An 11,793-nucleotide genomic window follows, 5' to 3' on the forward strand; every position below is an offset into this window, starting at 1 on the left:
GACAGCGATGACAACGAAACCCATGACCACGAGTAACTTGCTTTCATCGGCGAGGGCCGGTTTGATCGGACTCGGGGCCGCCGCGCTGCTGACGGCGCAAGGTCTTGCGGCGGCCGCGACCCACGAGGATCGCGTGAGCACGCGGCCTCTGACGGTGGAGCACATCCGCATCAGCTCGAAGCGCTCGTTTGACGAAGTGAAAGCGGCGCTTGAATCGCGGATCCGTCCGTTCCAGATCGATCGGCTGATGCCTTTCTTTCAACGAGGAGACATGGCCGGTGCGCGTGCCCATCTGGAGGAGCTCGCAGCGCCTACGGGACTGTCGATCCTCTACTCACTGAATCACGGTGGTGCGCTGGCCATGGACGGGGGCCCCCGCAAGGCCGTTGGATACGGCGTTGGCAATGTCCTGACCGCCGTCTCCATGAATAAGCACAACCTGGCCGCAGGTCTCTACGCGCCCATTCGTGTCGTTCTGTACGAGGGCGTCGACGGTACCGCGGTGTTCGAATACGACAGGCCTTCTTCGATGTTTGGACTGCTGGGCAATGCCGCGATCGACAGCGTGGCGGCTCGGCTGGACGTGACGCTGAAGGAACTGCTGACGGACGTCAGCAAGTAAGGTTTTACTCGATCACTTTTTTGGGGCCCTTTGGCTTGAACGCATGGAACTTGTAGGCGAAAGACTGATACCGGCACCGATTTTGGCAACTTGGCAGTCGTTGAACGACCCTGAGGTTCTCAAGTCCTGCATTGCCGGGTGCGAGTCGCTGGAATGGACCCAGCCGGACACGCTGGCGGCCGTGCTGGCCGCGCGGATCGGGCCCGTCAGCGCCCGCTTCAAGGGCACTTTGAAGTTGAGTGACATCCTGCCGCCGCACAGCTATGCGCTGTCCTTTGAAGGACAGGGCGGAATTGCTGGTTTTGGCAGGGGATCGGCAGACGTGTCGCTCGGGGAACAGGGCAATCAAACGCTCCTGCGGTACTCGGCCCGAGCGCAAGTGGGTGGGCGTTTGGCGCAGGTGGGGTCGCGCCTTGTCGATGCCGCCGCAACGAAGATTACCGAGGACTTCTTTTCAGCATTCGAAAAACGGTTGGGGGTGGCAACGGCCGAGGCGACAGGGAATACGCCTGCCGTCTTCGGACAGCCGCACGCTTCGGCGCCACCGCGCCAGGTCGGTGCTGCCGCGCCGAAGGCCGCCGAGGCTGTGCGTCCTGCCAAGGGTGAAGCGGGGGTGGATCGGCCCACGGTCCCCGCCAAAACCGCCGTGCCGGCGAACGCGCGCCCGACCCATGCGGGCACGCCGATAAAACTGGTTGGAGAAAGACTGCTCCCCGCACCGCTGTTTGCCACCTTCAACGCGCTGACGACCGCTGATTCACTCAAGCCCTGCATCCTGGCCTGCGAATCATTGGATCTGGTGCGGCCGGACACCTTTACGACCGTGCTGGCTCCGGGCGTCGGGCCTTTCAAGATGCGCATGAGGGGAACGATCCAGGTGAGAGACATGGATCTTCCAAACAGCTATGTGCTGGCGTTCGAGGGGCCCGGCGGAAGCAAAGGCGCAGCCCACATCTCGCTGTTCGAAGAGGGCCGGCAGACGCGCGTGCGTTTCGCGCTCCACGCCCGGGTGCGCGGTTTTCTGGGTATGGGGGGATCAAGGATGGTCGAGGCCGTCTCGAAGATCCTTCTCAAGCTTTTCTTTTCCGCTTTCGAGGCCCGGTTGCGATCCGCCGCGGCGGGCCGGGCCCGCGGCTCAGGACAAGAACGGGTCCTTGGCAAGTAGAGGTCAACATCGTGCGGACCATTCAGCCATTGCACATGGCCAAGCGCCGATATTCGTAAACAGGAGACAAACGTATGAACAAACTTCTTTTCCAGCTGGCCTGCGCGGTGGCGCTGCTTGTGCCTGCGTTGAGCGCATCAGCTCAAACCTATCCTAGCAAGCTCGTTACCATCCGCGTGCCATTTCCCGCCGGCGGGCCGACGGATGCCGGGTTCCGCCAGTTGCAGCCAGGCCTTCAGGCGCAACTCGGCCAGACGGTCGTGATCGACAATCTGCCCGGTGCGGGTGGCTCCATTGGCGTGATGAAAGCGTTGAGCTTGCCTGCCGACGGATACAACGTCGTGGGTCATACGGCGTCGGACCTGATCCTGGCGCCCTTGGCCGTCGCCACCGCGAAGTACGAGCCGGGTCAGCTACGGCTGGTCTCGCCGTTGGGGGTCACTGATTTCGTGCTTGTCAGCTCCGCGAACTTTTCGTTCAAGAGCGTCGACGACCTTTTGGCCCATATAAAGCGACCGGGCAGCAAGGAACTCTCGATCGGTCATTGGGGACGTGGATCGACGACGCACATCGTGGGCGCCGATTTCCAGAATCGGGGGAATGTGCGCTTCCTCGAGGTTCCTTACAAGGGCGTTGCACCCATCATCCCTGATTTGATCGGCGGGCAAGTGGACCTGACCTTCCTGCCGCTCTCAGGCCCCACGGTGGGCCTGATCAAGAGCGGCAAGGTCAACGCCATAGGGGTATCGGCCGCCCAGCGGGTCGCTAGCTTGCCGGACGTGCCGACTCTCAACGAGGGCAAGGTGATCAAGGGCTTCGACCACCAGATCTGGACCGGTGTTTTTGTCGATCGAAAAGTTGGCAGCGCCGAGGTGACCAGGCTGGCTCAGGCGATCAACGCGGTCACCAGGTCGCCGGAGTTCACGAAGTTCGTGGCGGACCAGTCTGGCCGCATCTTTGATCCGATGACGCCTGCACAGGCCGACGAGTTTTTCAAAGCCGAAACCAAACGCCTGACGGACATCGCGCGACTGATCAAGCTTCAGCCCGAGTAAAGGATGCCCCATGCTGGGTTTGATGCAGAGCCAACCGCTCCTGATTTCGTCGCTGATCGATTTCGCGGAACGCCATCACGCGGATGCGGAAATCGTGTCGCGGCGCGTCGAGGGTGATATTCATCGCTACACCTGGAAGGACGTCGCCACCCGGGCGCGCCAGCTTGCCAATGCCCTGGACGGCATGAACCTGCCATTTTCCGGCCGCGTCGCTACGCTGGCCTGGAACGGCTATCGCCACCTGGAGCTGTACTTCGGCGTCTCCGGTTCGGGCCGCGTTCTGCACACCATCAACCCGCGCCTGCATCCCGACCAGATCACCTGGATCGTCGCCCACGCCGAGGACCAGGTGCTGTGTTTCGACATGAGTTTCTTGCCGCTGGTACAGGCCGTGCATGCCCGTTGTCCGAGCATCAGGCAATACGTCGCCCTGTGCGAGGCCGACAAGCTGCCGGCTGACACCGGCATTCCGAACCTCGTGAGCTATGAATCCTGGATCGGCGGGCACGCGACCCGCTACGAGTGGCCCAGTTTCGACGAGAACTCGGCTTCCAGCATGTGCTACACCAGTGGCACCACGGGCAACCCGAAGGCCGCGCTCTACAGCCACCGCTCTACCATCCTGCACGCCTACGCTGCGGCTTTGCCCGATGTCATGTGCCTGTCGGCGCGCGACTCGGTGCTGCCCGTCGTGCCGATGTTCCACGTCAACGCCTGGGGCATTCCATATTCCGCCGCGTTAGCCGGCTGCAAGCTGGTGCTTCCGGGTGGACTGCTGGATGGGAAGTCGGTGTATGAGTTGATAGAGGCTGAGCAGGTCACCTTCGCGGCCGGTGTGCCCACTGTCTGGCAGACGCTGCTGGGCCATCTGAAATCCGAGGGCCTGCGCTTCTCCGCCCTCAAGCGAACGGTGATCGGCGGCGCGGCCTGCCCGCCAGCCATGCTCAAGGCCTTCCGCCAAGACCATGGCGTGGAGGTCCTCCATGGCTGGGGCATGACGGAGATGAGCCCACTGGGAACCTTGTGCGCACTGAAGAAGAAGCACCTGTCGATGCCGATCGAGGAGCAGTGGACTGTATTGGCCAAGCAAGGACGCGCCGTCTTTGGCGTCGAAATGAAGATCGTGGACGACGACGGCAATGATTTGCCATGGGATGGCAAGGCCTGCGGCGACCTGTATGTCAAGGGGCCCTGGGTTGTGCGCGAGTACTTCAAGGGCGAGGGGGGCGATCCGCTCGTGTATCAGAATGGTGTGGGCTGGTTCCCTACCGGTGACGTGGCCACCATCGACTCCGATGGCTATTTGCAGATCACCGATCGCAGCAAGGATGTGATCAAGTCCGGCGGCGAATGGATCAGCTCGATCGAGGTGGAAAACATCGCCATGGCCCATCCGGCCGTACAGATTGCCGCCTGCATCGGCATGAAGCATCCGAAGTGGGACGAACGGCCCATTGTCGTGGTGGTGAAAAAGCCCGGGGCCGAAGTCACGAAGCAAGATTTGCTCGAGTCCTACGAGGGCAAGATCGCAAAGTGGCAGATGCCGGACGACGCAGTCTTTGTCGAAGCCATTCCGCTAGGCGCCACCGGCAAGATGCTCAAAACCCGATTGCGCGAGATGCTCAAGGACTACTGCTTGCCGGGCGTCTTGACATCGCTTTAGCCACTCACTCAAGGAAATGAAAATGGTCATCGTATTAGCCAGGCTCAACGTCGTGCCCGGAACCTCCGAGCAATTTCTGCAGACGGCACGACAGCTCGTCGAAGCCTCTTGCAAGGAAGCCGGAGTTATCGGGTACGAATTGCTTGCGGAAGGCGAGAACCGCTTCGCCTTCCTCGAGCGATACAAGGACGCGGATGCCGCGGCCGCCCATCTCAAGACGGATCACTACCGCACGCTTGGCCGGCAACTGGGCCAGTACATCGAGGGCAAGCCCGAAGTCTTGAAGATGACACCGACCTCCTGAGGCACCGAGATTGCACATGACCAGCGTCAAACAAGCATTCGATCTGAGCGGCAAGACCGCCCTCATCACCGGCGGTTCGCGTGGACTCGGTCTGCAGATGGCCGAGGCCCTGGGTGAACAAGGCGCCCACATCGTTCTTTCCTCGCGAAAGGCCGATGAACTGGAGAAGGCCCGGCAACACCTGAGCGCGATGGACATCAAATCCGACTGGATCGCCGCCGATGGCCAGAAGGCCGAAGACGTCGAACGGCTGGCACGGGACGCCATATCGAAAACAGGACGCATCGACATCCTTGTGAACAACGCGGGCGCGACTTGGGGCGCCCCAACCACGGAACATTCGCTGGAGGCCTGGGACAAGTTGATGAACCTCAACGTACGCTCCGTCTTCTACCTGTCACAGCAGATCGGAAAGCTGTCGATGATCCCGAACGGCGGCGGCATGATTCTCAACATCACCTCGATTGCGGGCTTGCGGGGCAATCATCCGGGCTCGATCGCGACCCTTGCTTACAACGCCAGCAAGGCGGCCGTCGTCAACATGACACGCGCCCTGGCCAGCGAATGGGGCCAGTACGGGATCAACGTCAACGCGCTCGCGCCGGGCTATTTCCTGTCCGACATGACAAAGGGCGTCATCGAGAGCGTCGGCCTCGAAAAAATGACGGCCGACGTGCCGCTGCGCCGCATCGGCGACGGCGATGACCTCAAGGGCGCCGCCCTGCTCTTCTGCAGCCCAGCCGGCAAGCACATCACGGGCCAGATCCTCGCGGTGGACGGCGGCATCATGGCAATGTAGCTATCTGGCAGCAAGGTCTCGCTCAAGACGCTGCTCCAATCTTGAGCTCGTCGAAGGCCTCAGCCACAGCAGCAATTTTGCGATCGCCATCATCAGCACGACGCCAAACCAATGAGATCCGGCGAAACGGCGCCTTTCGCCCCAAGCTGACGACATTGACGCCATACGCCGAAACAAGGCGGCTGCGAGGGCGAGGCACGATAGCCACTCCCCAGCCCGTGCCGACCATCGATACGATGGCGTCCACAGAGCGTAGCTCCATGCTGCTCGCAATGCCTGGCACCAACAGCCGGGCATGGCGAGCGGCGACCCTGCCCCCGGGTAAGCCCGTGTCGTAGGCAATCCAATCGCGGGTCTTCAGAAGGGTTTTGGGGTCATCCTCGGCAGAGTCTGGGGGCGCCAGCATGACGTACGGCTGGCGGTTCACCTCGTGCCAGACGAATCGGGTCGATCCGCCGCTATCCGGCCGGACCACCAACGCCGCATCAATTCGGCCGGCCCGAAGCTCGGTCAGCAACTCATCTGTGTCATTCATGGGAGGGATGCGGACCTCCAGCGCACTGTGGCGATCGCGCAGTATGCGAAGTGCGTCGGGCAGCAAATCGCTCTGCATGCTGGTGATCACGCCGAGGCGAAACTTCCCCTCAACCCGTAAGGAAGGTCTCGACCGAAGTGCCTCAAGACGCTGCGTGAACTCTGAAGCCGCGGACGCAACCTCGACGGCGAAGGGCGTAGGCCGGACCACCCTGGTGCTCCGGTCGAAAAGCGGCTGACCGAAGTACTGTTCGAGCTGTTTCACTTGCAGGCTGACAGCACTTGGCGTGCAACCCATGGCAGCTCCAGCCGCCGTGAAATTTCCGTGGACCATGATGGCGCGCAAAGTCTGCAAAGCCGACAGATTCATGAGAAGAACTCAAAGCGAAAGTGTGAATATATCAATTCTCATCGCAACCGAATCCGCCTAGAGTACGTCCCGTACTCTATGTTTTCGCGGCGGCCGCCTATCTCGCAACTGCGTCACCGCCTCGGGCCGAGTCAAGTATCTGCAACGCAAAGTTACCTCTGAGCAGCCAATCGAATCTCAACCTTAATGCAATTCATGGCGCCCCAACTATTCGTGCCCCCCAACGCCTGCGATTCCCACCTTCACATATTTGACCCTCGTTTTCCTGAATCTCTTCCTGCTGACGATATGAGCGGAATTCCGTGCACTGCATCGGCTTACGCAGAGATTCAACGGGCATTGAAAATCGACCGCGCGGTCGTGGTAACGCCCAGAAATTACGAGACGGACAACGCCGTCACCGTAGATGCCATTGCGCAAATGGGGCTTCACCGTGCACGGGGGGTGGCGGTTTTACGTCCAGACGTAAGTGATTCAACACTTGGACTGCTCCACGAGCAGGGTATTCGCGGTATCCGTTTTACTCTCTATACGCCAGAGCATGCGCCAACCTCTTTTGACATGGTTGAACCACTGGCGGCCCGCATAAAAGAGCTCGGCTGGCATCTGCAGCTCCATTGGACCGCAGACCAGATCGTCGCGCATGAAAACCTGCTTGATCGACTTCCGGTGGAAGTCGTCTTCGATCATTTGGGGAGGTTGCCCGTTTCCACAGGCCTTGATCACCCTGCCGCGGCAATAATCGAAAGATTGTTGCGTGAGGGCCGAGCCTGGATGAAGCTTTCGGCTCCATATCTGGATTCGGTGATCGGCGGCCAAAGATCTTATGAGGACGTTGACAAAGTCGCCAGGCATTGGATAAAGGTAGCGCCCGATCGTGTTGTCTGGGGAAGCGACTGGCCCCATACGTCTTTGAAGAAGCCTCCGAGCACGGCTATTTTCTTGAATAAGCTCGTTTCGTGGGTTGATGATCAGGCCTCTCTTGATCGAATCCTTGTATCGAACCCAACACGCCTTTACTGGGATGCGGAAGCGTAGAGCTCGACCCCTGTTTGGCCCCTTAAGCTGAGGCGGTCAGCCGGGCCGGGCGGACCCCCCGCAGCGCGGCCTTCAGCACCTCGAAGGGGACGGGCTTGCGCAGGTGCATGGCAAAGCCCAAGTCGGCTGTGCGCCTGCAGGTCTCGGCGTCGTCCCAGGCCGAACACGCGATCAGCGCGGGCGCAGGCCAGAGCTGCCCTAGCACGGCAGCCGCCTCAAACCCGTCCATGACCGGCATGCCCAGGTCGAGCAGGACCGCGTCGTAGCGCACCCGGGTTGCCTCCCGGACGGCCTCCAGGCCGTTATGGGCCGTGCTGGTCCGGTGACCCTCGAGCTCGAGCAGGGCTGACATCATGCTCGCCGCGTCGTGGTTGTCGTCGACCACCAGGATGCGCAAGCCCCGCTGGTGCTGGTCGTCGTGCATGGCGTACTCCTTGGGTTACCAGAGTTCGCCCGTGGCGGCCAGCGCCGCGTTCGAATGTTCGCTTCGTGCAGGCGCCACACGCTTGATGGTGCGATGCAGTCCGCTGGTGGGCCGCACGGCGTGAAAGGTGAGTTGGCTCGCGATGATCGGCCGGCCCATAGCCATGGCTCCATCGTTGGCGCGGCACTCGGCGCGGCGCTCATCGTCGAGGAGGGATTCAAGAATCGCTGACATGTCATTCTCCTGGCACGTAGGTGTTGGCGGTGCAGTGCCGCTCAGAGAGGGCACTCGACGGTCACATAGTCCCCGGGCATGTTGATCTCTATCAACTCGAGGTCGTCAGACTGCCCAATAACGTTGTGCGCCACACCGGCGGGCTGACTGAGACAGGAGCCGGCAACGACGGTCACCGATTCAGGGATGCCGTCGAACTGAAATTCGATCCAGCCTCTCAGCACATACACGAAATGCGCGGTCATGTCGTGCCAGTGCCAACCGGTTTCTTCGCCGAACGGCTGGATAGCGCGGATGTGCCTGGCGCCGATGCGACCACCCGTAGCATCCATCATTCCGAGATCCCGATACTCAACGTTGGCCCGAGGACCATCCCGGTGAAAACGGTTGTCTTCGAGGGGTGTGAGAACAAGCTTGGATTTCGCTTCGGCAAGCGGCAATGGACCTTGAAATCGCGCAGACTTACTCATCGGAATACCCTTCAGTCGATCGGCCAGCGAACACTATGGCGATGCGCGACGCTGGCGTAGATCGCGATCTGCGGTGAGCGCTCGGATCAAACGGGAATCGGCCCAAGCGTCAGTAGCGCGCCGCCTTGCCGGGCCGAAGCGTAGGCCGCGTCCATGACCTGCATCATCGCCTCAGCGTCGCGCAATGACGCGATCGGCTTTGCACCTGTGCGACATTCAGCAAGCACCCGCTTGACGAACAGTGGGTAGTAAACGTCGGTTTCCAGCTGGAGACGGAGACTTCGGGTGCCGGCGGCAAGACTGTTTCGGTCCCGAATCTCGATGCGGTCGGGGCCCGATTTCGCGTACATGCGATCGGATGAAAGGGTGAACGAAAATTCGCGCTGCTCGTCAGGCGTGCTGGGGAAGCTGTATCCAGTCTCCACGAGCCCGATCACGCCATCTTCGGTTTGCATTGTCAGCAACGAATAGTCCTCGACGGCGCCTCGGTGCGTCCGGGAATTCATGGTGGCAGAGACTCGAGCGATTTCCTTACCGGTCAGCAACCTGAAGAAGTCGATGAAGTGCGTAGCGACGTTGATCGTGGATCCACCACCGGAAAACGCGGGATCGAGTGCCCAGCCTGCGCCTGCAGCTTGGTAGCGGCTGGGCGGGCCCACGATGAAACGGAAGGACATGTAGTTGAAGTCCGACGGAACGCGCCCCTCGACACCTTTGAGGGCGCTGAGCAGGTCGCTCATGCGAAAGATGAACGGAATCGCGCAATAGAGGTTGGCTTCCTCGGTCAATTTCCGCAGCCGGCTGACCTGCGACATACTCACCCCGCAGGGTTTTTCCAGTGCGAATGGAATTTTCCGTGCGATCACCGCTTCCGCGAGCGTCGGCATTTCGGAATGCCGACCGAACACAAACGCAAAATCGACTTTCTCGCGATCGAGCAACTCATTGCTCGATGAATACAGCGTACTCCCGAACCGCGCTGCAATTGCCTCTCCCTTTACTTGCTCCGCATCCGAAACCGCCACCACCTCGATCCCGTTCGCCTCGAGCGCATCAAGATAGAGCGGGACATGCCAATGGCTGGCCTCCAGCAATGCAACTTTCATGAGTGTTCTCCCCCAATAAATGACTTCCCTTCGGGAACGTAATCGAATCCCAGGAAGCGCAAGGCATGCACTGCCTGCCCTTCATTCATCGCCCGTCCACCTTGGGTACGGCAACCACGCTCTTGGGCGGCACGGCAAAGGGGCGTCGGATCCGGCGCATTGACGATGTCTACCACCATGCTGCCGGGCTCGAGCCGACCAGGATCCACGGGCATGGGATCGTCGGTGTTCATGCCCAGCGCCGTGGCATTGATAACGATCTCGTAGCCCTGTGGATCGGGTGCGCCCAAATGTGTTGCACAACCGGTTGCGGCGGCCACCGACTTCGCGAGGTCGTCAGCGCGACGCTCGTCGACGTCGAATATGGTCAGCGTGCGGGCGCCCGCGGACGCAACCGCGAATGCGATCGCTCTGCCTGCGCCTCCAGCGCCCACGAGAAGCACAGATTTGTTCGCCGGGTGAGTGCCTTCCCACTCCATTCCGAGCACGCAACCGACGCCATCGAACATGGCGCCGACCCAGCGTCCATCGTCATCGCAACGGATGACGTTGAGTGCGCCGACCTGACGCGCAGTCGGATGTAGTTCGTCGACAAAAGCCAGCATCCGTTGTTTGTGAGGCATCGTGACCAGCACGCCGGAGAGATTTCGCATCGCCCGTGCCCCGGTGACGAATGCCGGCAGGTCATCCGCCTTGACCACCATCGGAATGCAAACGGCGTCTACGCGTTGCTCGATAAAGAGCCGGTTCAGCAATGCGGGCGACTTGGCTGTGGTCAGTGGATCGCCCACCAACGCATAGAGTCGCGTTGTTCCTGTGATATGCGCGCCTCGCATGTCTAGCTCCTGGCGGTCATGCTGTGCAGCAGATCCTTGATTCCGAACGTCCATGGTTCAGCACGGTCGCACCTGTCGATGCGATTCACCAGCATCCCTAGCCGATCGCTTGAAATGCTGACCACGTCCTCGACCTCGTGCGTGAATCCCATCCCCTTCTCCCGCCGGTCCTGGTGGGGGGAGAAAGGCGTACCCAGGAAAAGCATGAAGCCGTCGGGGTATTGGTGATACGGCCCTGCCGCTTGCAGTATCAGTTCCGAGGGGTCGCGGCTGATCTTGGCCATCGCACCTTCTTCTTTCAGTGCGAATCCGTCGGTTCCCTCGACGCGAAAACTCAATTCAGCGCTACGCACGTCTTGCATACCGAACCCGCTATCGAACAGACGGATGAACGGTCCGATTGAGCATGAGGCATTGTTGTCCTTGGCCTTGCCCAAAAGCAGCGCGCTGCGGCCTTCGAAATCGCGCAGGTTCAGATCGTTGCCCAAGGTTGCGCCCACGGGCTCCCCACGGCTGTTGACTGCAAGGACCACCTCAGGCTCCGAATTGCTCCACTGAGAGCGTGGATGAAGACCTATGCGCGCTCCGGTTCCCACAGCGGCAAGCGCTGGACATTTGGTGAATACCTCGGCATCGGGCCCCAACCCTACTTCGAGATACTGTGACCAGGCGCCCTGGTCAACCAGAACTTCGCGCAGCCGGGCCGCTTCGGGGGAGCCGGGACTAACACGCCTCAGTTCTTCGCCCATCAGCTCATGCACTTCCTCGCGCGCGTAGGCAGCGCGAGCGCCGTCCCCGCGAACCCTCTCCTCGATGACGCGCTCGAGCAGGCTGTCGACGAAGGTGACGCCACACGCCTTGACCACCTGCAGGTCACACGGCGCCAAGAGCCAGGGTTGCCGATCGTCGCGGGTGGCCTCGTCCGTGTTGGCCAGCACCTTTTGCAGCGACGCAACGCGAGCTGCCTTGGATAAGGCCGCCCGTACCCGCTCCGCGGGTTCATCAACGTCCAGCAACTGACTGCACAGTTGCGCCTCTTTCGAAAGGTCGAACAGATGTCCGTCAGCGTACGCAACGAGCACGGGCCCGAGCTGCGGCTGCCAAATGCGACCCACCAGAACAGCCTGCCCGGCGTCGGCGGGCAGTGTGCAAGCGAAGTCCAGCTTCGGCATG

General features: G+C 61.1%; 14 protein-coding genes. 7 read left to right on the forward strand and 7 right to left on the reverse strand.

Annotated elements, in window-relative coordinates:
* Positions 1 to 7: 7 nt before the first annotated feature.
* The 6 genes from HNE04_RS04615 to HNE04_RS04640 all read left to right on the forward strand — a co-directional run bounded on the left by HNE04_RS04615 (position 8) and on the right by HNE04_RS04640 (position 5,608).
* Positions 8 to 622: a DUF302 domain-containing protein gene (locus HNE04_RS04615; RefSeq protein ID WP_207717440.1), complete on the forward strand. Its 615-nt coding sequence runs from the start codon at positions 8 to 10 to the stop codon at positions 620 to 622.
* Between the two features lie 43 nt (positions 623 to 665).
* Complete coding sequence (locus tag HNE04_RS04620; protein ID WP_172217188.1) at positions 666 to 1,787, forward strand: CoxG family protein; 1,122 nt, start codon at positions 666 to 668, stop codon at positions 1,785 to 1,787.
* A gap of 74 nt (positions 1,788 to 1,861) precedes the next feature.
* A complete protein-coding gene (locus HNE04_RS04625; protein WP_172217190.1) occupies positions 1,862 to 2,842 on the forward strand; it encodes a Bug family tripartite tricarboxylate transporter substrate binding protein in 981 nt (326 codons plus the stop codon).
* Positions 2,843 to 2,852: 10 nt separating this feature from the next.
* Positions 2,853 to 4,505: a 3-(methylthio)propionyl-CoA ligase gene (locus tag HNE04_RS04630; protein ID WP_172217192.1), complete on the forward strand. Its 1,653-nt coding sequence runs from the start codon at positions 2,853 to 2,855 to the stop codon at positions 4,503 to 4,505.
* Positions 4,506 to 4,527: 22 nt separating this feature from the next.
* Entirely contained in the window at positions 4,528 to 4,809 is a 282-nt protein-coding gene (locus HNE04_RS04635; RefSeq protein WP_172217194.1) for a putative quinol monooxygenase, read from the forward strand.
* 16 nt (positions 4,810 to 4,825) lie between these two features.
* Positions 4,826 to 5,608 carry an SDR family oxidoreductase gene (locus HNE04_RS04640; RefSeq protein WP_172217196.1) on the forward strand — a complete coding sequence of 261 codons (783 nt, stop codon included), beginning with the start codon at positions 4,826 to 4,828 and terminating at the stop codon, positions 5,606 to 5,608.
* A 22-nt stretch (positions 5,609 to 5,630) separates the two neighbouring features.
* On the opposite strand, the gene HNE04_RS04645 is transcribed toward HNE04_RS04640, so the two are convergent.
* On the reverse strand, positions 5,631 to 6,512 hold the full coding sequence (locus HNE04_RS04645) for a LysR family transcriptional regulator (RefSeq protein WP_172217198.1): 882 nt from the start codon (positions 6,510 to 6,512) through the stop codon (positions 5,631 to 5,633).
* Positions 6,513 to 6,707: 195 nt separating this feature from the next.
* On the opposite strand from HNE04_RS04645, the gene HNE04_RS04650 reads away from it, so the two are divergent.
* A complete protein-coding gene (locus HNE04_RS04650; RefSeq protein WP_172217200.1) occupies positions 6,708 to 7,550 on the forward strand; it encodes an amidohydrolase family protein in 843 nt (280 codons plus the stop codon).
* A 22-nt stretch (positions 7,551 to 7,572) separates the two neighbouring features.
* Here HNE04_RS04650 and HNE04_RS04655 read toward each other — a convergent pair whose 3' ends face one another.
* The 6 genes from HNE04_RS04655 to HNE04_RS04680 all read right to left on the reverse strand — a co-directional run bounded on the left by HNE04_RS04655 (position 7,573) and on the right by HNE04_RS04680 (position 11,792).
* On the reverse strand, positions 7,573 to 7,974 hold the full coding sequence (locus HNE04_RS04655) for a response regulator (RefSeq protein ID WP_172217202.1): 402 nt from the start codon (positions 7,972 to 7,974) through the stop codon (positions 7,573 to 7,575).
* Between the two features lie 15 nt (positions 7,975 to 7,989).
* A complete protein-coding gene (locus HNE04_RS04660; protein WP_172217204.1) occupies positions 7,990 to 8,208 on the reverse strand; it encodes a hypothetical protein in 219 nt (72 codons plus the stop codon).
* A 41-nt stretch (positions 8,209 to 8,249) separates the two neighbouring features.
* Positions 8,250 to 8,678: a cupin domain-containing protein gene (locus tag HNE04_RS04665; protein ID WP_172217206.1), complete on the reverse strand. Its 429-nt coding sequence runs from the start codon at positions 8,676 to 8,678 to the stop codon at positions 8,250 to 8,252.
* An 86-nt stretch (positions 8,679 to 8,764) separates the two neighbouring features.
* Complete coding sequence (locus tag HNE04_RS04670; protein WP_172217208.1) at positions 8,765 to 9,784, reverse strand: Gfo/Idh/MocA family protein; 1,020 nt, start codon at positions 9,782 to 9,784, stop codon at positions 8,765 to 8,767.
* Positions 9,781 to 10,620 carry a shikimate dehydrogenase family protein gene (locus HNE04_RS04675; RefSeq protein ID WP_172217210.1) on the reverse strand — a complete coding sequence of 280 codons (840 nt, stop codon included), beginning with the start codon at positions 10,618 to 10,620 and terminating at the stop codon, positions 9,781 to 9,783. The genes HNE04_RS04670 and HNE04_RS04675 overlap by 4 nt, the downstream gene beginning before the upstream one ends.
* Positions 10,621 to 10,622: 2 nt before the next feature.
* The gene (locus HNE04_RS04680; protein WP_172217212.1) at positions 10,623 to 11,792 is read right to left on the reverse strand and encodes a fumarylacetoacetate hydrolase family protein; all 1,170 of its coding nucleotides are present in this window, start codon (positions 11,790 to 11,792) and stop codon (positions 10,623 to 10,625) included.
* Position 11,793: the final 1 nt, after the last annotated feature.

This window comes from Caenimonas soli (assembly GCF_013155545.1).
Lineage (GTDB): Bacteria > Pseudomonadota > Gammaproteobacteria > Burkholderiales > Burkholderiaceae_C > Ramlibacter > Ramlibacter soli.